Origin of the sequence: Pontibacter vulgaris, assembly GCF_022758145.1 — a bacterium.
GTDB lineage: Bacteria > Bacteroidota > Bacteroidia > Cytophagales > Hymenobacteraceae > Pontibacter > Pontibacter vulgaris.
This window is the reverse complement of record NZ_JAJVDH010000002.1, coordinates 767,317-791,945: the sequence shown is the minus strand read 5'-3', so window position 1 is coordinate 791,945 and position 24,629 is coordinate 767,317. Positions and strand designations below refer to the sequence as shown.

At 43.4% G+C, this 24,629-nt stretch carries 19 protein-coding genes and 1 tRNA gene; 11 read left to right on the top strand and 9 right to left on the bottom strand.

Annotation, left to right across the window (positions count from 1 at the left end):
* Positions 1–568: 568 nt before the first annotated feature.
* From LWP20_RS04600 to LWP20_RS04590, 3 genes are all read left to right on the top strand, one after another.
* Positions 569–2,755: a TonB-dependent receptor gene (locus LWP20_RS04600; protein ID WP_242926932.1), complete on the top strand. Its 2,187-nt coding sequence runs from the start codon at positions 569–571 to the stop codon at positions 2,753–2,755.
* Between the two features lie 85 nt (positions 2,756–2,840).
* Positions 2,841–3,638 (top strand): cation efflux transmembrane domain-containing protein, encoded by a 798-nt coding sequence (locus LWP20_RS04595; RefSeq protein WP_242926931.1) that lies wholly within the window; start codon positions 2,841–2,843, stop codon positions 3,636–3,638.
* Positions 3,639–3,719: 81 nt separating this feature from the next.
* Positions 3,720–4,421, top strand: a complete 702-nt coding sequence (locus tag LWP20_RS04590) for a recombinase family protein (RefSeq protein WP_242926930.1) — start codon at positions 3,720–3,722, stop codon at positions 4,419–4,421.
* Positions 4,422–4,771: 350 nt separating this feature from the next.
* Here the strand turns inward: LWP20_RS04590 and LWP20_RS04585 are convergent, their stop codons facing one another.
* From LWP20_RS04585 to LWP20_RS04570, 4 genes are all read right to left on the bottom strand, one after another.
* Positions 4,772–6,253 carry a hypothetical protein gene (locus LWP20_RS04585; RefSeq protein ID WP_242926929.1) on the bottom strand — a complete coding sequence of 494 codons (1,482 nt, stop codon included), beginning with the start codon at positions 6,251–6,253 and terminating at the stop codon, positions 4,772–4,774.
* 559 nt (positions 6,254–6,812) lie between these two features.
* On the bottom strand, positions 6,813–9,485 hold the full coding sequence (locus LWP20_RS04580; RefSeq protein ID WP_242926928.1) for a restriction endonuclease: 2,673 nt from the start codon (positions 9,483–9,485) through the stop codon (positions 6,813–6,815).
* Between the two features lies 1 nt (position 9,486).
* Positions 9,487–11,328 (bottom strand): site-specific DNA-methyltransferase, encoded by a 1,842-nt coding sequence (locus LWP20_RS04575; RefSeq protein ID WP_242926927.1) that lies wholly within the window; start codon positions 11,326–11,328, stop codon positions 9,487–9,489.
* A gap of 368 nt (positions 11,329–11,696) precedes the next feature.
* Positions 11,697–12,056, bottom strand: a complete 360-nt coding sequence (locus tag LWP20_RS04570) for a WG repeat-containing protein (protein ID WP_242926926.1) — start codon at positions 12,054–12,056, stop codon at positions 11,697–11,699.
* Between the two features lie 129 nt (positions 12,057–12,185).
* Between LWP20_RS04570 and LWP20_RS04565 the strand changes: the two genes are divergently transcribed.
* The 3 genes from LWP20_RS04565 to LWP20_RS04555 all read left to right on the top strand — a co-directional run bounded on the left by LWP20_RS04565 (position 12,186) and on the right by LWP20_RS04555 (position 13,454).
* Positions 12,186–12,386, top strand: a complete 201-nt coding sequence (locus LWP20_RS04565) for a hypothetical protein (protein WP_242926925.1) — start codon at positions 12,186–12,188, stop codon at positions 12,384–12,386.
* Positions 12,373–12,756, top strand: coding sequence for a hypothetical protein (locus LWP20_RS04560; RefSeq protein WP_242926924.1), 384 nt, complete (start codon positions 12,373–12,375; stop codon positions 12,754–12,756). Before LWP20_RS04565 ends, LWP20_RS04560 begins: the two co-directional genes overlap by 14 nt.
* Positions 12,757–12,926: 170 nt before the next feature.
* The gene (locus LWP20_RS04555) at positions 12,927–13,454 is read left to right on the top strand and encodes a CAP domain-containing protein (protein ID WP_242926923.1); all 528 of its coding nucleotides are present in this window, start codon (positions 12,927–12,929) and stop codon (positions 13,452–13,454) included.
* An 80-nt stretch (positions 13,455–13,534) separates the two neighbouring features.
* Here LWP20_RS04555 and LWP20_RS04550 read toward each other — a convergent pair.
* The 4 genes from LWP20_RS04550 to mltG all read right to left on the bottom strand — a co-directional run bounded on the left by LWP20_RS04550 (position 13,535) and on the right by mltG (position 16,384).
* Positions 13,535–13,619: transfer RNA gene (locus LWP20_RS04550), tRNA-Ser, on the bottom strand.
* Between the two features lie 221 nt (positions 13,620–13,840).
* A complete protein-coding gene (locus LWP20_RS04545; RefSeq protein ID WP_242926922.1) occupies positions 13,841–14,803 on the bottom strand; it encodes a YihY/virulence factor BrkB family protein in 963 nt (320 codons plus the stop codon).
* 9 nt (positions 14,804–14,812) lie between these two features.
* Positions 14,813–15,226 carry an acyl-CoA thioesterase gene (locus tag LWP20_RS04540; RefSeq protein ID WP_242926921.1) on the bottom strand — a complete coding sequence of 138 codons (414 nt, stop codon included), beginning with the start codon at positions 15,224–15,226 and terminating at the stop codon, positions 14,813–14,815.
* Positions 15,227–15,316: 90 nt separating this feature from the next.
* Positions 15,317–16,384, bottom strand: coding sequence for an endolytic transglycosylase MltG (gene mltG, locus LWP20_RS04535; protein ID WP_242926920.1), 1,068 nt, complete (start codon positions 16,382–16,384; stop codon positions 15,317–15,319).
* A gap of 245 nt (positions 16,385–16,629) precedes the next feature.
* Between mltG and LWP20_RS04530 the strand changes: the two genes are divergently transcribed.
* The gene (locus tag LWP20_RS04530; protein ID WP_242926919.1) at positions 16,630–17,256 is read left to right on the top strand and encodes an L-threonylcarbamoyladenylate synthase; all 627 of its coding nucleotides are present in this window, start codon (positions 16,630–16,632) and stop codon (positions 17,254–17,256) included.
* Between the two features lie 38 nt (positions 17,257–17,294).
* On the opposite strand, the gene LWP20_RS04525 is transcribed toward LWP20_RS04530, so the two are convergent.
* Entirely contained in the window at positions 17,295–18,251 is a 957-nt protein-coding gene (locus LWP20_RS04525; RefSeq protein WP_242926918.1) for a lysophospholipid acyltransferase family protein, read from the bottom strand.
* 106 nt (positions 18,252–18,357) lie between these two features.
* On the opposite strand from LWP20_RS04525, the gene LWP20_RS04520 reads away from it, so the two are divergent.
* From LWP20_RS04520 to LWP20_RS04505, 4 genes are all read left to right on the top strand, one after another.
* A complete protein-coding gene (locus LWP20_RS04520) occupies positions 18,358–18,963 on the top strand; it encodes a WbqC family protein (protein ID WP_242926917.1) in 606 nt (201 codons plus the stop codon).
* Positions 18,964–19,075: 112 nt separating this feature from the next.
* Positions 19,076–21,673, top strand: coding sequence for an ATP-dependent Clp protease ATP-binding subunit (locus tag LWP20_RS04515; protein WP_242926916.1), 2,598 nt, complete (start codon positions 19,076–19,078; stop codon positions 21,671–21,673).
* Positions 21,674–21,851: 178 nt separating this feature from the next.
* Positions 21,852–23,411 (top strand): acyl-CoA carboxylase subunit beta, encoded by a 1,560-nt coding sequence (locus tag LWP20_RS04510; RefSeq protein WP_242926915.1) that lies wholly within the window; start codon positions 21,852–21,854, stop codon positions 23,409–23,411.
* Between the two features lie 86 nt (positions 23,412–23,497).
* Complete coding sequence (locus LWP20_RS04505; protein ID WP_242926914.1) at positions 23,498–24,568, top strand: M42 family metallopeptidase; 1,071 nt, start codon at positions 23,498–23,500, stop codon at positions 24,566–24,568.
* The last annotated feature ends 61 nt before the right edge of the window (positions 24,569–24,629 follow it).

Sequence of the window (24,629 nt, the reverse complement as noted above, 5' to 3'; positions counted from 1 at the left end):
TAGTTGCTATGAAATGCACAAGATAAAGGTTCTGTACTCGTATTAAAAACGTTTCATAGATGAAAGGCGTTTACAAATTAGGTTCAATGAATTTGTTTGAAGCTACTGTTTGTAATTAGGTTCAATTATCAATGATCCCGATATATTCTCAATACAAACATAAAATGTGTACTATTGCACCGTGAAATTCTTAACTGTCATATTAACCCTCTTGGTTTTCGTGCTAACGGTCATGCCGTGTTGCCCGACTGACAGTTGTTCCACAAACGAAGTCAGTACAGAGCAAACAGATAACAAAGAAAGCGGATCGGATATCTGTTCCCCTTTTAACAGTTGCTCTACGTGTAGTGGCTTTACCATCACCATACCCCCAATTACGCCAGCAGAACCGATCTTGCTTACTGATGTAACCTATACAGTTTACAACCCAAGCTTTATCGCCCACTTCCATCATTCCATCTGGCAACCGCCTAAGTTAAGCTAATAACCAGGACGTGGCATTGCCACAATGATTACGCTACGCAACCGTAGCAAACTTTCTGTATTTACTATATTAGCTTATTTTTCAATGAAGAAGTACTTTTTTGTGCTGCTCATGCTATTGTGCAGTACTGTGGCGTATAGCCAGCATACCTTACAGGCTATCATCAGGGATAGCGAATCGCAACAACCACTCATAGGTGCTACGGCATCGATCACGGGAACATCTATCGGAGCAAGTTCCGATGCCACTGGCTTGGTGGTGCTTTCTGGCATACCAGAAGGCGAGCAGACGATCAGGTTCAGCTACATCGGCTATGAAGATAAATTCCAAAAGCTTACGTTTCCGATAGCCCAAACTACTCCGCTTGAGATACTCTTAGAGCCAAGCGGTGAGGAACTGGAAGAAGTGGTGGTAACAACCACCAGAAGCAGCCGAACCATTGCTGACATCCCGACACGCATCGAAGCGATCACCACCGAAGAACTTGGTGAGAAAGCCAACATGAGAGCTGGCGATATCCGCATATTGCTCAGTGAAAGCACGGGCATCCAAACGCAGCAGACTTCCGCTACCAGTGCAAACTCCAACATCCGCATACAAGGTCTGGATGGTCGCTACACCCAGATCTTGGAGAATGGCTTTCCATTATACTCTGGCTTTTCCAGTGGTCTAAGTATCATGCAGATCCCACCGCTCAACTTATCTCAGGTAGAGGTGATCAAAGGAAGTTCGTCTACGCTGTACGGTGGTGGTGCGATAGCTGGTTTGATCAACCTAATCACCAAAAAGCCGACCGAAGAAGGAGATCTCAGCTTTATGGCAAATGTTACCAGTGGCAAAGGGCTTGATCTGAGTGGATTCTATGGAAAAAAGTACGGGAAGTTCGGTATAACCATGTTTGCTTCCAGAAACAGCAATTCAGCGTATGATCCAGCCGATATCGGGCTTTCTGCGATCCCAGAATTCGAACGCTACACTGTCAACCCAACACTATACTTTTACCCGAATGACCGCACACAGCTATCCTTTGGAGTGAACGCATCCAAGGAAGACCGTTTGGGCGGTGATATGCGTTATATTGATGGCGAAGAAGGTGATTTCTATTTTGAGGAAAACAACACCAACAGGCTTTCCACGCAGTTCAGTTACGCACAAAAACTAACCGACCAGTCCACGCTTTCAGTAAAAAACAGTCTTAGCTTCTTCGACAGGGATATTGGAGTGCCTGATTATGAATTTCAGGGCAAGCAACTATCCAGCTTCAGTGAAGTGGCATACAATACCAAAGTCGGGAAGCTGGATTGGGTGATTGGAGCGAACCTATGGACTGATAAGTTCGAGGAACAGGGCATCGGTGCTGAACAGGCAAGGGATTATGATTATACTATCGTTGGTGCTTTTGCACAGAACACGTTCGCTCCAACGGAATGGTTTACGCTGGAATCAGGGCTGAGAGCTGACTACGTTACGCCAGCACCAGCCAACAAAGCCAAAGGGCTTTTCCTGTTGCCACGCATCTCTGGTATGTTTACGATCAGCGATAAGATAACCTCTCGTATCGGTGGTGGCATGGGCTACAAAACCCCAACCATCTTTACGGAAGAAGCTGAAAACGTAACATTCAGGAACATCCTGCCACTGAACGCCAGCGAAACCCAAGCTGAAACTTCCATCGGTGGCAATGCTGACATCAACTACAGTACGTTGCTTGGAGAGAAGTTTACTTTCAGCATCAACCACATGTTCTTTTATACTTACCTGAACAATCCGCTTATCCTATCGCTACGACCAGATAACCTGTATGAATTCCAGAATGCCAACGGGCACATCGATTCAAAGGGCACGGAAACCAACATCAAGTTGGGTTATGAATGGGCAAGGCTGTTTCTGGGGTATACTTACACGGATGCCAAGCAGCACTACAACGAAGAACTTACACAAATACCACTGACACCGAAGCATCGGATCAACGCCATCCTGATGCTGGAAAAAGAAGATAATTTCCGCATCGGTCTGGAAACGTATTATTTCAGCCCACAGCAGTTGTCAACTGGCGGTAAAGGTCGAAGCTACTGGCTGAGCGGTATCATGGCAGAGAAAACATTCAACAAGATTTCGATCTTTATCAACTTCGAAAACATCTTTGATACCAGACAAAGCAAGTTCGGCAGCATCTATACAGGTACGATCACCAATCCTGTATTCAACGAGATCTACGCACCTGTGGATGGCAGGATCATCAACGGTGGTATCAAACTCAGGCTGCTGTAAGCATCGTATTTGTTTTTATGTATGATCGAAGTAACAGGTATCGGATCGAGTAAAGCTGAGCCTGTTACTTCATAATATACTGATAATGGAGAAATCAACATATAAGATCCAGCATATGGACTGTGCATCCGAGGAAAACGTGGTGCGTATGAAACTGGATGGAATAGCTGCTATAAAAAGTCTGGACTTTGATCTACAGCAACGCCAGCTAACGGTTTACCATACGGGTGAACTGGAAACAATCACAGGCTCAATCAATGAACTTGGCTTGGGTTCTTCGCTGCTGGCAACAGAACACAGCGATCAGAAGGAAATGGTGGTTGAAGATGCCCAAGGGCAGCGTAAGCTGCTGTGGATTGTGCTGTTTATCAATTTTGCCTTCTTCGTAGTTGAGATGACTACGGGTATCATTTCCAAGTCTATGGGCTTGGTCGCTGATTCGCTGGACATGCTGGCTGATTCGTTGGTGTACGGGCTTAGCCTTTTTGCGGTCGGCAGCACCATTGCAAGGAAAAAGAGCATCGCCAAGATCAGTGGTTACCTTCAGCTTACATTGGCTATAGTTGGATTTGTGGAAGTGGTACGCAGAGTAATCGGAGATGAACCGATGCCCGATTTTCGCACCATGATCATCATCTCTATACTTGCCCTACTTGCCAATGCCTATTGCCTTTACCTGTTGCAGAAAAGCAAAAGCAAGGAGGCACACATGCAGGCAACCATGATCTTCACATCCAATGACATCATCATCAACGGTGGCGTGATTCTCGCTGGTCTGCTGGTGCTGTTTACTGGATCAGCAATACCCGATCTGGTGGTAGGTGCTACCGTGTTCGTGATCGTGATCCGAGGTGCGTTCAGAATTCTGAAACTGGCAAAGTAGTTTTGTGTTCAAAATAACGTTGCTGACGAAAACATCTTTCACGGTTCAAATTCGAAGATTGAAATACCTGATTCTTGTGTTGTGAAAAAGATTCGTTATTATGAATACAAATTCGTATATTTGAATACACTATTATTAACTATAACTATGAATAGGGCTGCGCTTCTTGTTAGGATATCAACTGCCGATCAGAGCTATGACAGGCAAATATCACAGTTAACAGAATTCGCTGAAAGCAGGAATCTCACGGTGGTTGAAACGATTGCTGAAACCATTAGCGGTGCAAAGAAGAATGAAGACAGAAAAGGGATTCAACGCCTGTTGGAACTCGCTCAAACTGGAAAGATCAATAAATTACTTGTGCATGATGTAACTCGTTTGGGCAGAATAACTTCACAGGTTTTGACAACATTAGAAACATTGCACCACCACCGTGTCAGCGTTATAGTAATGAATTACAATTTGGAAACTTTGAATAAGGATGGTTCAGTGAATCCTATGACACAGTTTCTGATAACCATACTCACAGATCTCGGTCGTATGGAAAGGATCACGCTGATCGAACGTGTAAAATCAGGATTGCAGGAAGCACGAAGAAAGGGTAAGGTGTTGGGCAGACCGAAGAACAGTACGAAAGCTCCATCAAAGGTTTTATCGGAATATAAACAAGTTGTGAAGTACTTAAACGATGGCTATACCATTCGGGAAACAGCCAAACTCTGCGATGTCGGTATTTCCACCGTTCAGCGTGTAAAGAAACTGGTCGAAGAACAACCTGCCTGATTATGCGCAACTACTTCATTCGACTAATCACCTGCTAAGAAGCTCCGAATAGCGTGCTTTCTTAATTGCGCTTTAAAAAAGAGCGCAAATCCTGTAATCAATGTAACAAATTCCTTGTCGTTACTGGAAATCACGACATCTCTGTAGTCTTTGTGTCCGACACATTCTATCAGAAAATTTATTTCTTTTTCATCCACTGCCCTACCCGTTATATCATAAAACTCGAAAATATACGAACGTAGTTCTTCAACTGATATACTCATTTCATTGTATTATTTTTCAGTATATATCTGGTATCAGTTTGCATAAAAAGAAACCCTGTCCGATGGACAGGGTTTTGAATCACGGATCTACCATGCACCTTTCAACCCACTAAACTCTTTAACAGCTACCATCGGCTGCGGTAGGTTCAGTTGCTGAAAAACCTTTTTTATAGTCTGATTCACTATTGTACAGTTGGCAACCGAACTGGTTATACTGTCATGGCAGGTAATTATTTTCACATCCAATGCTATAAGTTCGGCACAGATCAAATCGAGCATTTTTGCTTCCATACGCTGCAACATCTGCGGGATGAGCATTTCATCGTTCAGAGCATCTGCAAGTACAACAAGCGTGGGATATACTTCTTTTACTTTTGATCTTGCGTAAAAACATTGTGATCTGTTGGAGAAAAGTACCTTCATTAGTTTGTTTTTCGCACCCTTTCTCTTAATCGATAAACGCTGCGCCAGTGCATCGTATACCGCACCTGATCGACTTAGTGTACAGAATAATTTCAGATCCGCAGCATCTTTTTGCTGTTGCATGTACATCAAAGCACTCCAGAATTTTCCATTTTCATCACTTTCCTTCAGAAGCGAGTACGCAGCATCCATGTCTGAAAAGCATAGCGACAGGAAATACATCTGAGAATTTTTGATATCATTCTGCGCCACGGGCTGCCCATCAATTCGGACGTAATTGTATATGAAAGAATGGATGTTGGTGAAGGGCGAATGAAACCGAAATCCGAAAATATCCATTAGGTTACAGTAGAATAAATCACCGTTTACCAGCCTACGAGTTATTTCTAAAAAATCACTGTAACTGGTTTTCTTTACTTTTAACATATTCCACGGATCGGCTTTTCTACTGCGTTTCACTTTACCTTCCAGATCACTCGTCAGCGCATCGATATCGATTTCTCTTACCAGTTCTTCACACCATGTCGCTAATATATTTCTGACTTCGGATACACCCAGATTTTTTATCCGCTCCTGCTTACGCTGGTGAACCTTAATGTTCATTCTATCGGATTCATAACCGATCTTATACCACTGTTTGCTGCTTCTATCGATCAGATTCGGATTGATTCTGTAGGCATATAATGGCTTTCTTACATCGTGTGGATTGAAATCGAAAATAGTTCGCTGTATCACCTGAGCTTCGATCAGTACATTTAAATACATCACGTACTTCTTATCGTGTACCCATTTTTGGAACTGCTTGTTGGGTACATATAAATACCCATCGTCTTGCATGAAGTCGTTCTTGAAGCCTCGACAGTAGCGGTTGAAGTAGAGACAGTTGATGGTGGCGATCACCATGTCCATTTCCCATTCTATTTTATAATTCCAGAATGTATCAAATATGATGGTGAGATCTTCTTTCGATAATCCGTTAGGTAGCCAAGCGTTGGCAGCAGGTATATCAAGTGCCTTTACCTTTTCCGTGTATACTACACCTTTCGCTTTACCTTTTCGGGATTCTCGCAGCCGAACCACAAATTTCTGTGTAGCTGAGTTCCAGTACTTCCCCGTAGCTGGATCTCGATAAGCATGCGCAAGCACTACGCATGGCTATTATTTTTTAGCCGTGTAACATATGTAACGGTGGATATGCACGATAACGAAGCAATTGATACATAAGCTTTTAATATATTCGACACATATACTTCAGATGATCTTTTAATATTATATTTCATGATTATAATTGGATTATTTTTATTCATATACTATATATCGAGTATACTACCTGTTATACATCATGATTTTTAAAAGTTTTAAGTTGGATGTAGAAATAATATTTATTGCATACACCAGCAGTACACACAGAAGATATTAATCTACCTGTCCACAGGCAGGAACAATTAATATGTTATCATTAATAGTGGATATATTTTGTCATGTATCACCTATATTCAGATGCATTGTAGCTTATATGTATACCATTATGTTGTATATTTTTTTAATGTTAGCGGAGCGTAGAATTGGTAGCGCATGAATGTATTGAGCTACAGTTACACTGGATATCCACTGAAACAAACGGGAATATTTGTAGCATGAACTAAAACGGAAAGCGGTGAGTATTGCTACCCACCGCTTTCCGTTTCATATATTAGAATCCGTATTATCGGCTGTGTATCCTCGCCAACTGGCTAACCCTGTTTACTACTTGGTACTCCAGATCATCGAACTCTTTAAAATGCGCTGTGCCGCATTTAATCTTCATTTGCTCGTCCTCTGTCAGCTTTGAAAGATCAACTTCTGGTGTGCCAGTATCTTTCGTTTCCGCTACAAAGTATACCTTTTTTTCATCATTGAACACCACTGCCCAATCTGGATTGTAAGTACCTATCGGTGTGGCAATTTTAAACCAACTTGGCAATTTGAAGTAGAATTTCACCTGTTCACTGGATTCACAATCCTGTGCGAACCTATTCTCTACCTTTGAATCCAATGGCATGAATTCATCATAAATGGTCTTTGTAGTATCACCGACCTTGAATGTGAATTCATCCAAATATGTTTCCAGTTCCTTGGCTTCGAACTTTGTCATCTGGTATTCACTACCGTTTACTTTATGGTATTTTATGCCATTAATCATCAATCCATAAAGGCTCTTTCTGATTGCCTGAGATGCATAATCGAGAAAAAGCTGTGGGTTTACAAGGATATCGCCAATCCTACCTGACTTGCTCAAAATTTCAAAAACTGTGGACCTGGTTAATTCGGTTTTGCGCTGGATATAGCCCAGAACATCAGGTATAGACCAGTTGTAGTCAAAGGATTCAGATTTTGTTCCAGCGTAACGGGTATCAACTCCCTCTTCCGACATCATAATTGCTACCTTAGTTGCCACGATCGCTGGTGCTGTTATTTCAGGTAACGCCTGAGTCGCTGCTGCTGCGACACGCACCAATTCATCAGTATCGTAGTCGACACGATAGGTGGTATGGTGCTTGATTTTCTCCCATATCTCCAGAAACTTCGGATCAGCTTGGAAACCCTTGCGGTATTTAACTGCAATACGCTCCCGTTTATTTTTAATCCTGCCTTTAAACTCAACGCCACAATCTTCCTCTATTTCGTTTTGTAACGCCCTTGCAAAATCATCGTAGGATTCGTTGGCGATCACAGTAAGTCGGTTCACATTACGATCATATACCCTATTTCCAGTTTGATCTACAGCCAATCGTAATCCCCTACCGATTTCCTGACGTTTCCTAACAGCAGATTTTGTTTCGTTAAGGGTACATATCTGGAACACGTTCGGGTTATCCCAACCTTCCCGTAGGGCAGAATGAGAGAATATGAAACGCAGAGGGTAGTTGATGTCCAGCAACAATTCTTTATCTCGCATGATTGCGTGATATGCTTTCTGCGCAGCCTCGCTGTTCTGTGCTGCTTCTGATTCCCTTATATCCTTCCATATACCTTTCTTGTCGGCTGAAAAGTAACCGTTATGGCATTCCTGAACAGGAAATTTATCCAGATCACGGTATTCTTTCTTGGCAATGGTTTCCAGATAAATTTCTTCGAACCATTTGGCGAATTTGCCTTGTGTTGGATTTCCAGCAGCATCGTACTCTCGGTAGTTGGCAACCTTATCAATAAAGAAAAGCGACAGTACTTTTATTCCATCCCTTGCGAAACGCCTTTCTTTGTTTAGATGCTCCGCAATGGTTCTGCGCATCTGGAACTTCATTACCTCTTCGTTAAGACCGCCTTGGCTACTGCCTTTATACAGCATGTTGCCATTTTCGAAAGTAATAAAACCGTTAGAAGCATCTATTTCATCCACGATGAAGCCATCTGCGTAGATCTCTCTTCCGTTCGATAGGCTGTACAGGTCATCTCCAGACTTCACCGTAATGTTTTTCTTCTTCACACCAGAAGTACTGTTAGCAAAAATGGAAAGATTGGCTGCCAACTTAGTCTTAGTGGCTTTGATATCATCCAGCGATACAAACGCTTCGTTGTTTGCATTTTCTTCTACCACGGAATCAACCTCGATTTGCTTCACCAGCCCCAGATCATATGCACGAACTGGATTAAGGCTGTATGTTAGGTTGTAAGTGTTGCGGTGTGTAGCGGAATAACGGAGCGTACAAAGCGGTTTCAGGTTCTCGATTGCCAGCTTACGTTTCTCTGTTTCCATGTTTTGTGGCTCGTCCACTATTACAATCGGGTTAGCTGATTGTATGTATTCTACAGGCTTAACCCCTGTTTCTTGAATCGTATTTATGACATTGTTGTCTTTCGAAAAAGCATCAATATTGATCACAAGTATCTCGATGTTGTCCGCAGTGGCAAAGCCTCTGAGAGATGATGTCCTTGAGCTGTCATACACCTGAAAGTTCGATGGCACATGATCGTATAGGTTCTGAAAATGCTCGTGCGTGATCTCCAGATTTTTGATCACACCCTCCCGTATTGCCACCGAGGGCACTACTATCACAAATTTTTTGAAGCCGTACTGTGAGTAGAGTTCATAGACGGTTCGCAGGTACACGTAGGTTTTACCCGTACCTGTTTCCATCTCCACAGAGAAGTTCATACCTGCCAGTTCTGAGGATATCGGAAGTTCATTCTTCTTCTGAACCGCTTGCAGGTTTGACAATATTTGTTCCTGTGATAAGACCAAGCTGTTACCAATGCCGTTGATCAGGTTCAAGCTGCCCTTTTCATTTAAGCTATACTCCCTTATAGTATCTTCAGATGGCTGACCTTCGAATACTGCAGTAATCGATTTTATAGCATCTTGCTGGTATTGAAGGTTCGATTCAAACGCTATCTTCATACTAAATCGTTTTGAATTCTACGCCAGCATCTTTCATTTGCAAGACTGTATTGGTTTTCAACTGATCGTTGCCTATGAACAGTTTATCGAGTGCGATAACTTTTTCTGGTTTCTCTTGGAGTACTGCATCAACGATGTCCTGCGTAGCTTTTTCCAACATCAATATCAATTCGTTACCAGCCACACGGTAGTATTTGCCTTTATTCTCAACCTTGCTATTGATGTCTTTGCCTGCTTTCAATAGCAGTTCATATACCATGTTTTCGATGGATGCCGTTTCTGCTACGGGATCTATGAACAACTTCATTTGTTCTTCCAGCGCATTGACATCTTTAGTATTCAATTGTTGCCACTGTTTAAAGTTACTATCCGAAAGCACCAAACTTTTGAAACCTAAATCGACTTTTTCTATGTTTTCTATTTCTTCCCGCAACGCATCAATTGCAGCTTCTTTCTTCTGCATTTCCAATTTTAGTTTGGTGATGGCTTTTGATTCTTTGCCTCCTTCGAACAGGGTGTTTGCTTGCGGATCTTCGGTAGAAAGCTTTTCCAGTTCTACGTTGAGTTCGTATACCAATGCTTCCAATGCAGCTAAAGCTTCTATCTTGTTCTCTTTCTCTGCATGAATTTTGGATATGGATCTTCGAATACGTTCACGTGTCAGAGCAGCAACAGATTTGTAACCTGCTTTGTATGCTTCTTCATCAGGATCATACGGTTGCGGAAGCTGAACCAGTAACATTTTGCGATTACCACCATCTTCCTTATTCAGCTCCATAACAGCCTGTCCAGTAGTTCCACTGCCAGCGAAGAAATCCATTACTATTTGGTTGGAATCTGCTTCCATACCTTGTTTAAGCAGAAGCTTGATCAGATCCGTTGGCTTTGGGAAATCAAAATACTCATTATCATCAAATAATGCCCTGAGTTCTCTTGTTCCTTGGGTGTTAAAAACGGTGTTAAGAACGCTTGAGAAACCAGTAAAATCACTTTCAAGATCCTTCACAAATTTCTTTCTCCGTGGTCTACCATTCGGCTTTGCTGGAAATAAAACTTCGTTATTCCGAATCAGTTCTGCCATACGCTTTGGTTCGTATCGCCAGCCCGTTGGTGGGCACTTATAAGTAATTCCTGTTTCGGGATCGGTTAGATCATAATGTAAGTTCGGTCGTTGATCTTTGGTAGCCAATCCAACCATATTATCGCTCATCCAGTCGCCACGTTCATCGTTGTCTGGATTCGAATATTTATTAAAGTCTTTATCACCACCCTTTAATGATCCTGCTTCTGATTTACTGTAGCAGATAACATATTCATGGTCAACGGAAATTCCTTTTTTTGCTCGGCTATCAACGTTCTGTCTGCGCTTCCAGATAAGCTGCCCGATGAAGTTCTCTTCACCGAAGATCTCGTTCATTAATAATCGCAAATTATGAACCTCGTTATCATCGATCGAGATGAAAATCAGACCATCTGGGCTAAGAAGATTCCTCGCCAGAAACAGACGTGGATACATCATGTTCAGCCAGTTACTATGGAACTGCCCGTTTTCTTTGCTGTTCTTGGTAAATCGCCCCTCTTTCGTTACAAATCCTTCTTCGTCTTTATCACCGACACGTTTTAGGTATTCAGTTTTGGTTTCAGAAAATTTATCAGGATACACAAAACTATCGCCCCCTGTGTTGTATGGCGGATCTATCACCGCCAGCCGTATCTTGCCGAAATAGCTTCTCTGCAACACTTTCAGGACATCCAAATTATCCCCTTCAATGAAGATGTGCTCGGTTTCATCGAAATTTATGGAATCATCCTTGGATGCAACTAATGTCTTGGTATTTGGCATCTGGAGCGACCTGAAAGCATCGCTTTTACCAGCCCAATTCAGTACGTATCGTTCGTTGCTGAAATTAATATTTTCGCCAAGTGATGCTTTCAGCTTCTCCCAATCTTATCTTCTGTAAACGCTGCTGGTAGTATTGCTTTCAGTTGCTGTAGTAGATCTTCCTGTGGCGCAAGGCTTTCTCCGTTCATTATCAATGAGTTCTGTATGTCTGGTGTTGTAAGATCAATGGAAAGACCTTACAATGTGTGGTACAATGTATAATCTCCGTACAAGATATACATCTGCGAGGTCAAGTGAAACGATATGCAGGAAAAAGAAATGGGCGCATCGAAATTCGACACGCCCATTTCTCGGCTGGACAAAACACATTAATCAATGTCAAAATCGTAATTGATCGGAATAAAGCCTAATCCTTGGCAAAATTCACAGCCTTTATCTCTACAAGCAGGGCAGTAGTCTGCTTTAAGCGTAAGGTATATTCGCATCCCATCCAACTCATCGAAATATCTCTGCCGATCTCTATACTCTCTACCTTCCTTGTCTACCTCAAGATACTTACCATCTTTTATAGCCACAGCACGTTCGTTTTCAAATTCATGTAATTCGGTATACTTCGGGCGAATTACTACTTCTCCTGTATTGGTGTCCATTGCACCGTATAAGCCCGATAACGGGTTTAGCACACGTGTTAAACCTTTCCCAAGGTTGCTATACTTCAATATAATCATGGCTTTTTATCCTTTCTATGTATATAGTAAAAACAGCACGCTACCATTATCGGAAACGGTAGAAAAAAATGTAGAAAAATCGATGATTCTGATTTTCAATTCGAATATATAATCCTAAACAAAGATTATATGACAGATTACAATCACAGGAAAAACGACTTTCGAAGTATAAAGGTAAAAGCCCGAACTATGGCAAAGCTCGATTGGATTAAAAACCAGATGCTGGATATGGGATTTCATTTTTCAAAATCAGAAATGCTACACGTAATAACCTTGGAATACGCCCGAAGGCTGGAACAAATCAAAGTGCAGGATCATGGAAACAAGTAAAAAATCGATCGAAACTGTTTACTCGTACCAGAATGGAAATGCCAAATTCACTATCACCTTGACAATGCATACCAGTGTTACCAATGGCTTTGATTTTATTGTTCAACGGGAAGAACTGGGTGATGTAATTGAAGATATAATCATGAACCTGAGTGAACCCGTAGCATGTCTTCCAATTAGTTTCGACATTTTGGTGCACAGCAGTGTAAAGGGCACACAGAAGCTATTTACAACGCCCTACAGAGCAACCCTCGAGGTTTCAGAACTTTCGTTTCCCGATAGCAATATACCATTTCAGGTCTTGACTTATCCAGAATTTGAACTATCCGAAAGAAAAACGATCCAGAGCTTTCGTAATTTTCGATATTAATAACATTGCATAGAAGCACCTGTTTTAATAATGAAAGGTACTACCGACAGCTTATGATGTAATCAATAACATTTTTCTGCGTTTTAGTTAAATACGACTGCAAGATGATATACTCCCTTCTACTGTTTTTCACCTTTGTACTACATACCCATACATCGCAGCCAGCGAATGTGGAATGGACAGCAGCAGAGCTGCGCAATGCCGATACTGGTAGGAATGCAACATATCTGAACGATACGGAAAAGGAAACACTCCTATACCTGAACTTAGCTCGTCTTTATCCGAAGAAATATGCACGGGTAGAGATTCCTTCCGAAATGTTACTTACGAGAGGCGAAAAAGCCAATTGGCAAGCATACAGGCGATCACTATTGAAAGATCTCAATGAAATGAAGCCTGCCGCAACGTTAACGCCTGACAGCTACATGACAAGCAATGCAAAATGCTTCGCAAAAGAATCAGGCATCATGGGTAAGACAGGGCATCAACGGGAGTTGTGTAAGAAGGAAAATTTTGCAGAATGTAATGCGTATGGAATAAAAGAAGGCAGAGCTATTGTGATGAATCTTCTCATTGATTACAATGTACCAAATCTTGGGCACCGAAAGCATATGCTCGATTCTACATTTTCATCGGTTGGAATCGGCTACGACAAACACGTAAAATACAGGCAGTGTCTTGTACTTGTAATTCAATGATGTTTGACGAAATTTTGACGAAAAACAAATAAAAAAAGCCCCAAATTGCTGTATATCAGCTATTTGGGGCTTTTACTTTGCAGAGAGTGAGGGATTCGAACCCCCGGACCTGTTACAGTCAACGGTTTTCAAGACCGCCGCATTCGACCACTCTGCCAACTCTCTGTATTAATCGTTCACAAAAGTATATAGCCGGAGTTAATTATCAAAACTATACGGCAACATTTTTCTGTTGTTTTCTGCATTAAAGTATAAACAGCTGATTTTTAAGCTGAAAATTTTTCATTGTCCTATCCTCATATAAGGCCTGACAATGACTATTTATAGTTTATACTTTTGCGAAGTCTGAAAAAAGCCCGCTCTTTATGCCACAAACTGGCAGAGGGTTATTCTTCAATAACCACTTTGCGGGTATTTCTGGATACCAGGCGCTTCGTAACGGTGTCGATACTTACGTTGATCTCGAAACCCAGTATCAGGATCATCGATACAAAATCGAGCCAGATCATCAAACCTATCAGGGCCCCTATGGAGCCATAAAATTTGTTATAAGTATCAAAAGCGCTTATGTACATCGAAAATATCATTGACACCAGGAAGATGAGCCCGGTAGCAACCACAGCACCCGCAGATATAAATGGCCACTTATCCTGTATGGCAGGCACGTAGTAATAAATAAGCGAGGTTGCCAGCATAAACAGGAACACAATAGCCACATACTTTAGAATCACGATTAGGGCGTACGTATAGCTCTCAGTAACCACTTCGTAAAACACCAGCACATCCAGTATCCATTGCCCAAAGAAAATAGCCGCTACCGCCAGAAAAAGTATAAATGCCAGAGCAACGGTTAGCAATGTTGCGATCATGCGCTTACGCAGGTAAGAACGTTTGTAAAACGTATGGTACTTTTTATCAAAGGCATCCATCAGCGACATGATGCCATTGGTGGAAAGTATAAGCGCAAACAGAAAACCGAACGACAGCAAGCCGCCGCGTGGCTTGTTTACAATATCTTCGATGGTGCTGTAAGTAGCTGCATACATCTCTTCAGGCATAAAATCGCCGATAAAATTGAGGATGCTCGCGCTCAGATCCATGGAAAGCACGCTCGGGATGTATGGTATAAGCGTGAAGAGAAAGATTATACTTGGGAAAATGGCCAGCGTAAAGTTAAAGGCCATGTAGGAAGCCCGCTTGGTAATGGAGTCTAACCGGAGCTCGCCTAAAAGTACATCCACCACATCATAAACCGAATAGCGACCGTTACTGAAACGCCATCTTTTCAGGAAAACGATAAATTTCCGATAGGTACGGCGCCGCTTCAGGTATTGGTGGTTCAGCCTCATCCGCTAAAACTATTCGCTAAAAAACGAGTCGAGCTTCTGGTGTATAAGCGCTGGCACCGCCGTTGGCCTTCCGGATTTCATATCCACAAATACCATGGTGGTTTCGCCTACATTCAGCAGCGTTTGCTCTTCGTTGTATACTTCGTATTCAAATTTTATACGCGATCCGTGTGGTTTGTGCTTAACCAGCAGTTTTATCGTGAGCAGATCGTCATACTTTGCCGGGCGCACATACTTACATTTCAGTTCGAGAACAGGCATCATGGTGCCGGTGGCTTCCATCTCTTTATAATGAATGCCTAACCTGCGGAATACCTCGGTGCGCGCCACCTCATAATAAGCAGCATAATTGCCATAGTATACATACCCCATCTGGTCTGTTTCGGCGTAGCGCACACGTATCTGAACTTCTGATTCGAACATGTTAATTGTTGATTGCTGGTTGTTAATTGTTGATTGGCAAATGCTGAAACATATTAAAATAACAATCAGCAATTAGCCATCAGCAATTAGTTATTTCATGATTTTACGCTGATTCAGGGCCTGCTGGTAGCGGCGGGCATTTGCCTGGTGCTCTGCTACATTGGTAGCAAAACTATGGTATCCTGAAAAATCTTCTTTCGCGCAGAAATAAATGTAGTCGTGTTGCTCCGGGTTAAGTACCGCATCTATACTTGATATGTTTGGTACGTTGATCGGGCCTGGAGGCAAACCTTTATACTTGTAAGTGTTGTAAGGCGAATCGTGGCGCAGGTGTACGTTAAGCACACGGCGAATAGTGAAATCGCGCACGGCAAATACCACGGTCGGGTCGGCTTGCAGCAACATATTTTTTTGCAAACGGTTTAGGTATACGCCTGCCACGCGGGGCTTTTCGTCGTTCTTTATAGTTTCAGCCTGCACAATAGATGCCAGCGTAGAAACCTGCTTTGGCGTTAGCCCCAGTTTATCGGCTTTCGCTTTGCGCTCTGCCGTCCAGAACTTGTCGTACTCGGTTTTCATACGCTCCATCAGTTCTTTACCGGTAATGGTCCAGTATACTTCGTAGGTGTTCGGCACAAACATGCTTACAACGGTGGTAGTATCAAAGCCGAGTGTTTTCAGGTACTCGTTATCGTTTAGCAGTGCGTCTAGTTCTTCCTGCCCGGGTTCCACTTCAGTTGCCAGTTTTTCGGCGAGCTGGGTGCGCAGGCGCACGTTGTTAAAGGTTAGCTTTACAGGAGATTGCTCGCCCAGGCGCAGTACACCGATAAGCTGGCGGTTACCCCAGCCATTTTCCAGTTTGTAGCGGCCCGGCTTTACCAGTTCATCATAGTTCATCAGCTTGGCCATAAAGCGCAGCGACAGTTTATCGATGATGGTACCGGTTGCCTCTACCGAATCCAGGGCTTGCTCATAAGTAGCACCAGTTGGTATGTATACATAGGTTTCCTGATCTTTCGTATCCACGTTGGCGGTGTATACAATCTGGTAAGCGTAGTAAGAGAAGCTCACGAACAGGAACAGGAATAGCACCACGAGCCCCGGAACCAGCTTACTTTTTTCTTTTCTTTTCTTTGTTGTTGCGACTTTCTTAGCCATAGTTATAATTGATGCAGCGTTACAGATACGCCTCACCTGTTGTTATTAAAGCTCCAAAATTAACACTTATGTTCCTAATTGTGAATGCGTGAAGGTATGAATGCGTGAATTATCTTTGCTAACCTGCTCTAAACATACTCCTGACGTAGTTATTGCTCCTGCCGGGCCGCCCCGCCCCGGAAACGTTTAACACTATAAAAGAGTATGCTTAACTTATATTTACATCCAAATCACAAGATAAAACTATGGCCAACGCAATTTTTATGCGCATACACCCCGACAACCCACAGGAGAAAAAGATACTGGAAGCAGTTGATATACTTCGGAATGGTGGTGTTATCATTTACCCAACTGATACCATTTACGGCATGGGCTGCGATATACACAACGTGCGCGCAGTAGAGCGGCTTTGCCAGATAAAAGGCGTAAAACCGGATAAGGTGAATCTTTCCTTTATCTGCTCCGACCTGACCCACATTTCGGACTATGCCAAAATAGATACGCAGGCTTACAAAGTAATGAAAAAAGCATTGCCCGGGCCGTTTACGTTTGTGCTGGAGGCAAGCAGCAAAGTACCGCGCTATGCTGGCATTAAAAAGAAAACAGTAGGCATTCGTGTACCCGAAAACGAGATAGCCCTGGCGCTGGTACGCGAGCTTGGCAACCCGATCATTTCTACCTCTATCCGCGACGAAGACGAAGTAGTGGAGTACAGCACCGACCCCGAACTGATTTATGAAAAGTATAGAAACCTGGTAGACCTGGTTATTGATGGCGGCTATGGCAACAACGAAGCCTCAACTGTAGTGGATGCTGCCAATGGTTTTGAAGTGCTTCGCGAAGGCGCCGGAGATATAGAACAGTATCTTTAAGAGTTCTGAGTTGCTTTAAAATAGTTAAAGGGAGTAACTCAGGATGCAGGACTCGTAACTTCCGCTACGCGGCGATGCTTCCAGCGTTTGTGTGTCCAAAGGTAGTCGGCAGGAGCGCGACGTATGGAAGCTTCCAGTTTTTGAGCAAAAATTTCAGTGATAGGGACTGCATCTGAAGTGCCGTCAGAGATCAACTCAAATGTGAGTGCGTAGCATCCGCGGTTGGTTCGCCTGATATCAAGAAACAGAACCGGGTATTTAAATTTTTTTGCCAGCTTTTCAGCCCCTTCATAAAAAGGCGTATCCTGGTTCAGAAAAGTTGTCCAGAAAGTGATTTCGCTCCGTAATGGTGTCTGGTCAGATAGCATGGCAATTACACGGGGCGTATTACGATTAGCCGCAAAATCACGTAGTGTATCCTTCATTTTGATCAACCTTGCTCCTAACTGGCTCCGCGTTCTAAGCATAAAATCTTCGAAGAAGGGATTGTTAAGCGGCTTGTAGATTCCTTCGGCAGGGAAACCAAACTGAACAGCCCCGGCAGAAAGTACCCATTCCCAGTTACACGAATGAGAACCCATGGTGATGACCGGCGTACCACTTTTCACAAAATCATCCAGCAAATCCTGATTTGTAAAAGTTATCCGCTGCTTCATTTCTTCGCTCTTCATAGACCGCAGCTTCAGAATTTCCACGATCACATCGGTCAGCTGGTGGTAAAAGTCTTTGGCTACCTGTTTTATTTCCTGTTCGTTTTTCTCCGGAAAAGAATTACGCAGGTTAGTTAGTACCACCTTTTTGCGATAACCGATACCGTAGTAGATAACCAGAAATAAGAAATCAGAGAGCACGTAAAGCGCACGTAGCGGCAACAAAGATAAACCTTTGAGCAGCAGCCACAGCGGGTAATATAAGGGCGGGATGTTTATACTTTTCTTCATCAGCAAATAAGCAGTTGCAAAGGTACAACCCTGCGCCTGATTATGAAATTTCATAATTCGTGCTTATTTAGCAGTTGTGAGAGCTTGATAGATTATACTTCACAATAATCTTTTCAGTAATTCTTAATTCGTATTTCTTAATTCGTAATTCCCAAATCGTTTGATTCTCTTAACCGAAATCCACTACAACCCACCCGTGCAATACTTCTGGCATGCCCTGCGCGCCGACAGTCTGCTAATAGAGCAGCACGAGAACTATGTAAAACAAAGCTACCGAAACCGCTGCCACGTACTTACAGCGCAGGGCGTGGTTCCGCTAAGCATACCTATACTCAGGGGCAACAGCAAAGAAAAGATCCGGATTACTGACATAGAAATAGATTACAGCCAGAAGTGGTATAATGTGCACTGGCGCACCATACAGGCAGCTTATGGCCGGGCTCCTTATTTTGAATTTTATAGTGACTATATTCGGGAAGTATATGAGCAGCAGCCGAAATATTTGTTTGAGCTGAACGTTAACCTCTTGCGCCTTTACTTAAAATTTCTTAAGCTAGGCAAACAATTGCATTTCACAGATGCTTACCAGGTAGAAGTACCTGAAAACGTGACAGATTTAAGGAATAAGATCCATCCCAAAATCTATACTGACAATTTGCACGTAAAACCCTATACACAAGTATTTGGCAAACAATTTGTACCAGAGTTAAGTATAATTGACTTGTTGTTTACACAGGGTCCAAAGTCACTTTCTTTTATACAGTAAGTATGCCTTTCAGATGAACATTTGTTCTCTCTGGCTTGTTTAAAATTAGGCTTCTCGTGGTAGCCACAACCAATTATCAATTTTAGACTTTTTTTAGATTAATATAGTATACATGGAAGCTAAATTCTCAAACCGAGTGAAAGAGGTCATATCACTCAGCCGTGAGGAAGCTATTCGACTTGGTCATGATTACATTGGCACTGAACACCTGGTGCTGGGCATGATACGGGAAGGAGAAGGTACCGCCATTGCCCTGCTTAAAAAGCTTGGCGTTTCGATAGATGAACTTAAGTACGCTTTAGAACAAGCTACCCGAAATACAGCTTCGCAAAACAGCAACATTACCGGCAGTATCCCGCTTACAAAGCAAACGGAGAAGGTGTTAAAAATCACGTACCTGGAGGCCAAAATCTTCAAGAGCGATATTATTGGCACCGAACACCTCTTATTATCCATCCTGCGGGATGAAGACAATATTTCTTCACAAATATTAGCGAAATTTAACGTGAACTACGAAGCAATAAGAGACTCGCTGGATTATCATAGCAATAATCCGCTTGCATCGTCAGATACAGACGATTCTGATGACTCAGACAAATTATTTGGTAGCTCTTCTCGCTCTGGCAGCAGCACAAGCAAGAAACCCGGCGAAAAATCGCGCACTCCGGTGCTCGATAACTTTGGCCGCGACTTGACCAAGCTGGCTGAAGAAGACAAGCTGGACCCAATAGTTGGCCGTGAAAAAGAAATTGAGCGCGTGGCCCAGGTACTAAGCCGCCGCAAGAAAAACAACCCTATACTTATTGGTGAGCCTGGTGTTGGTAAAACTGCCATTGCCGAAGGCTTAGCCCTGCGCATTATCCAGAAAAAGGTAAGCCGCGTGCTTTTCAACAAGCGTGTAGTTACCCTGGACCTGGCATCGCTGGTAGCCGGCACAAAGTACAGAGGCCAGTTTGAAGAGCGTATGAAGGCTGTAATGAATGAGCTGGAAAAATCTCCGGATGTGATCCTGTTCATTGATGAGCTGCATACTATAGTTGGTGCCGGTGGCGCTTCCGGCTCACTGGATGCCTCTAACATGTTTAAACCAGCCCTTGCCCGTGGCGAGATCCAATGCATCGGTGCTACTACACTAGATGAGTATCGCCAGTACATTGAAAAAGATGGCGCTTTGGCCCGTCGTTTCCAGGTAGTTATGGTTGACCCTACAACGCCTGAAGAAACTATCGAGATCCTGAATAACATCAAAGACAAGTACCAGGACCACCACCACGTTAACTATACCGACAAGGCTATTGAAGCCTGCGTTAAGTTAAGCGACCGTTACATGAGCGACCGTTTCTTACCAGATAAAGCAATCGATATCCTAGATGAAGCCGGTGCGCGTGTGCACATCAACAACATTGTGGTGCCGGAAGATATTCTGAAGCTCGAGGAGCAAATAGAAAATATCAAAGGTGAGAAAAACCGTGTAGTGAAGAGCCAGAAGTATGAAGAAGCTGCCCAGCTACGCGATAAAGAGAAAAAACTCATCGACCAGCTGGAAACTGCAAAACGCAACTGGGAAGAAGAAACTAAAAAGAAGCGCTATACTGTAAAAGAGGAAAATGTGGCAGAAGTTATTGCCATGATGACAGGTATTCCGGTTAAGCGTATTGCTCAGAATGAAGGCCAGAAGTTACTGAACATGGCTGATGAACTGGGCGGAAAGGTTATCGGACAGGAGAAAGCCATCAAGCAATTGGTGAAAGCGATCCAGCGTACGCGCGTTGGCCTGAAAGACCCTAAAAAGCCTATCGGTTCGTTCGTATTCCTTGGCCCGACAGGGGTAGGTAAAACAGAGCTTGCAAAAGTACTGGCTACTTACCTGTTCGACAAAGAAGATGCGTTGGTTCGTATAGACATGAGTGAGTACATGGAGAAATTCAGTGTATCTCGCTTGGTGGGAGCGCCTCCGGGCTACGTTGGTTACGAAGAAGGTGGCCAGCTTACCGAGAAGATCCGCCGCAAGCCATACTCTGTGGTATTGCTGGATGAGATTGAAAAAGCGCACCCGGATGTTTATAACCTGTTGTTGCAAGTGCTGGATGATGGTATACTTACAGATGGTTTAGGCCGCAAGGTTGACTTCCGTAACACGATCATCATCATGACTTCTAACATTGGTGCCCGTGATCTGCAGGACTTTGGTGCCGGTATTGGTTTCATGTCGAAGACCAAGCAGGAGAACGTGGATGATATTATGAAAGGTACTATTGCAAGTGCCCTTAAGAAAACATTCTCGCCTGAGTTCCTGAACCGTTTGGATGATGTGATCGTGTTTAACTCCCTTAACCGTGAGGATATGCACAAGATCATCGAGATCTCGCTCAGCAAGCTGTTCAAGCGTATCGAAACACTTGGTTACAAGATCGATCTTACCAACAAAGCGAAAGATTTTGTGGCTGAGAAAGGTTACGATCCGAAGTATGGCGCCCGTCCGCTTAACCGTGCTATTCAGAAGTATATCGAAGATCCGATTGCGGAAGAAATACTGAAAGCCGAAGTAGCACAAGGCGACACCCTTATGGTAGATTATAAAGAAGGCGACGACAAGCTTACTTTCACTTCAAAGAAGAACAACGGCAAAAAAGCCAAAGGCGCTTCTGACGACGGGGAGGAAGAAAAAGAGCCTACCAAGTCTACTGACGGAGATAAATCGAAAGATTAATTCAATTTAAAACATAGCAAAAGGCCGCCCAACCAGGGCGGCCTTTTTGTTTATAGTTATATTTATAGAAGCTATATATTTAAAAAATAATGCAATTGTAGCAGATTTAGGAGCAGAGTTTTTAAATTTGAAACACAATACATTCAGAACTACACAAGTAAGCTATACAATTACATACATGGCAGGAGAAATCAGACAAAGCCAGATCGAAACGCTGGAGCGTAAGAACGCCGAGGCGCTTTTGGGCGGAGGACAAGACAGAATAGATGCACAACACCAGAAAGGAAAATTAACCGCCCGAGAGCGTATCCACCTGTTAATGGATGAAAACTCTTTTGAGGAAGTTGGCAAGTTTGTGATGCACCGTTCTAAAGATTTCGGCCTTGATAAACAGTATTTCCTGGGCGATGGTGTGGTTACAGGTTATGGTACCATTAATGGCCGCCTGGTGTATGTTTTTTCACAAGACTTTACAGTTTTAGGTGGTTCGCTTTCCGAAACTCACGCCGAGAAGATTGTGAAGATAATGGAACTGGCCATGAAAAACGGCGCTCCGGTTATTGGCCTCAACGATTCTGGTGGCGCCCGTATCCAGGAGGGTGTGGTATCGCTTGGCGGTTATGCCGATATTTTCTACCGTAATACGCTGGCTTCGGGTGTAATCCCGCAGATTTCGGCTATTATGGGTCCATGCGCTGGTGGTGCAGTATACTCTCCGGCCATTACAGACTTTATCATGATGGTGGAAAACACCTCTTATATGTTTGTAACAGGCCCGAACGTAGTAAAAACGGTAACGCATGAGAATGTAACTTCTGAAGAACTTGGTGGTGCCAGCACCCATAGTTCTAAAAGCGGTGTTACGCACTTCTCCTGCGCCAACGAGGTAGAGTGTATCAATTACATTAAAACACTGCTTAGCTATATTCCGCAAAACTGCGAAGAGCTGCCTCCTTTTGTTCCTTACGAACCACAGGCCGATGAAACCCGCTCTGTACTTGATACTATCATACCTGAAAACCCGAACCAGCCTTACGATATACGTGAGGTAATTGAAGGTATAATTGATACAGATTCATTCTTTGAAGTACATAAAAACTTTGGCGAGAACATAGTAGTAGGCTTTGCCCGTTTGGGTGGCCGCAGTATAGGTATAGTTGGTAACCAGCCAGCCGTACTTGCCGGCGTACTTGATATTAATGCCAGCACCAAAGCAGCCCGCTTCGTTCGTTTCTGCGACAGCTTTAACGTACCACTGCTTGTTCTGGAAGACGTTCCGGGCTTCCTGCCGGGCACCGACCAGGAATGGCGTGGCATTATTACCAACGGCGCCAAGTTGCTTTATGCATTCTGCGAAGCTACGGTGCCGCGCATTACTGTAATTACCCGCAAAGCTTATGGTGGTGCTTATGATGTAATGAACTCCAAGCACATTGGTGCTGATATGAACTATGCCTGGCCAACTGCCGAAATTGCGGTAATGGGTGCGCAAGGTGCGGCCGAGATCATCTTCAAACGTGAAATTGCAACTGCTGAAGACCCTGCAGCTAAACTGGCTGAGAAAGTACAGGAGTATAAAGACAAGTTTGCCACACCATACCGTGCGGCTCACCGTGGCTTTATAGATGAGGTAATTACGCCTTCTGAAACAAGAGCCAAGCTGATCAAGGCATTTAAAATGCTGGAAAATAAGGCTGTGCAGTTACCACGCAAGAAGCACGGCAATATTCCGTTATAACAGCGTTTAAAGAGCGGCTGTGAACAAAGCCTGCTGCTGCCCGTTATCTCTGATAATTAATTATTGATAATTGTTAACTGACATTGATGCGACAAGAATCATTCGATTTCCTTGAGAAATATTTAAATAACTCCTCCCCGACCGGTTTCGAGGTAGAAGGCCAGAAACTATGGTTAGAGTATGTAAAACCATATATTGATGAGTACTTTGTAGATACATACGGTACTGTTGTAGGTGTTATAAATCCGGAAGCAGACTATAAAGTTGTGATTGAGGCACACGCCGATGAAATCTCCTGGTTTGTAAACTACATTACACCCGAAGGTTATATTTACCTGAAGCGCAACGGCGGCTCCGATGCCCTGATCGCGCCATCAAAACGCGTAAATATTTATACTTCAAAAGGTGTTGTAAAAGCTATTTTCGGATGGCCGGCCATACACGTGCGAAAAGTAGAAAACGACAAGGCTCCAACTTTAGAAACCGTGTTCCTTGACTGCGGCGCCAGCAGCCGTGAAGAAGTGGAAGAAATGGGCATACACGTTGGTTGCGTAGCTACTTTCGAAGACGAGTTTACCGTTATGAACGACAAGTTCTACGTTGGCCGTGCCCTGGATAACCGTATCGGTGGCTTTATGATTGCCGAAGTGGCCCGCATGATAAAAGAGCGCAAGCACAAACTGCCGTTTGGTTTATACATTGTAAATGCTGTGCAGGAAGAAATTGGCTTGCGTGGCGCCGAAATGATCGCACACCGCATTAACCCGGATGTAGCCATTATTACCGACGTAACCCATGATACGCAGTCGCCAATGTACGACAAAAAGAACAGTGGCGATATCCATTGCGGCAAAGGCCCTGTAATTGCTTATGGCCCTGCCGTACAAAACAACGTGCGCGATCTGATCATCAACACGGCAAAAGAGAAAGAAATACCATTCCAGCGCTCGGCTGTTTCACGTGCTACAGGCACCGATACCGATGCTTTTGCATACTCTAATGCAGGTGTGGCATCGGCACTTATTTCGTTGCCGCTGAAGTATATGCACACCACCGTAGAAACCGTGCACAAAAATGATGTTCAGAATGTGATCGACCTTATTTACGAAACTATACTTAAGATAGAAGACAAGCAGGATTTCCGTTACCTGAAATAACATTCTACCATATTTTACAACTATAAACCCCATGGTATCGAAAGAACTATGGGGTTTATAG

What these genes read in the sequence shown, in the direction of transcription:
- LWP20_RS04600 (WP_242926932.1), top strand. Translation starts at nt 569, where the DNA reads ATGAAGAAGTACTTTTTTGTGCTGCTCATGCTATTGTGCAGTACTGTG.
- LWP20_RS04595 (WP_242926931.1), top strand. Translation starts at nt 2,841, where the DNA reads ATGGAGAAATCAACATATAAGATCCAGCATATGGACTGTGCATCCGAG.
- LWP20_RS04580 (WP_242926928.1), bottom strand. Translation starts at nt 9,485, where the DNA reads ATGAAGATAGCGTTTGAATCGAACCTTCAATACCAGCAAGATGCTATA.
- LWP20_RS04575 (WP_242926927.1), bottom strand. Translation starts at nt 11,328, where the DNA reads ATGCCAAATACCAAGACATTAGTTGCATCCAAGGATGATTCCATAAAT.
- LWP20_RS04570 (WP_242926926.1), bottom strand. Translation starts at nt 12,056, where the DNA reads ATGATTATATTGAAGTATAGCAACCTTGGGAAAGGTTTAACACGTGTG.
- LWP20_RS04565 (WP_242926925.1), top strand. Translation starts at nt 12,186, where the DNA reads ATGACAGATTACAATCACAGGAAAAACGACTTTCGAAGTATAAAGGTA.
- LWP20_RS04560 (WP_242926924.1), top strand. Translation starts at nt 12,373, where the DNA reads ATGGAAACAAGTAAAAAATCGATCGAAACTGTTTACTCGTACCAGAAT.
- LWP20_RS04545 (WP_242926922.1), bottom strand. Translation starts at nt 14,803, where the DNA reads ATGAGGCTGAACCACCAATACCTGAAGCGGCGCCGTACCTATCGGAAA.
- LWP20_RS04540 (WP_242926921.1), bottom strand. Translation starts at nt 15,226, where the DNA reads ATGTTCGAATCAGAAGTTCAGATACGTGTGCGCTACGCCGAAACAGAC.
- mltG (WP_242926920.1), bottom strand. Translation starts at nt 16,384, where the DNA reads ATGGCTAAGAAAGTCGCAACAACAAAGAAAAGAAAAGAAAAAAGTAAG.
- LWP20_RS04530 (WP_242926919.1), top strand. Translation starts at nt 16,630, where the DNA reads ATGGCCAACGCAATTTTTATGCGCATACACCCCGACAACCCACAGGAG.
- LWP20_RS04525 (WP_242926918.1), bottom strand. Translation starts at nt 18,251, where the DNA reads ATGAAATTTCATAATCAGGCGCAGGGTTGTACCTTTGCAACTGCTTAT.
- LWP20_RS04515 (WP_242926916.1), top strand. Translation starts at nt 19,076, where the DNA reads ATGGAAGCTAAATTCTCAAACCGAGTGAAAGAGGTCATATCACTCAGC.
- LWP20_RS04510 (WP_242926915.1), top strand. Translation starts at nt 21,852, where the DNA reads ATGGCAGGAGAAATCAGACAAAGCCAGATCGAAACGCTGGAGCGTAAG.
- LWP20_RS04505 (WP_242926914.1), top strand. Translation starts at nt 23,498, where the DNA reads ATGCGACAAGAATCATTCGATTTCCTTGAGAAATATTTAAATAACTCC.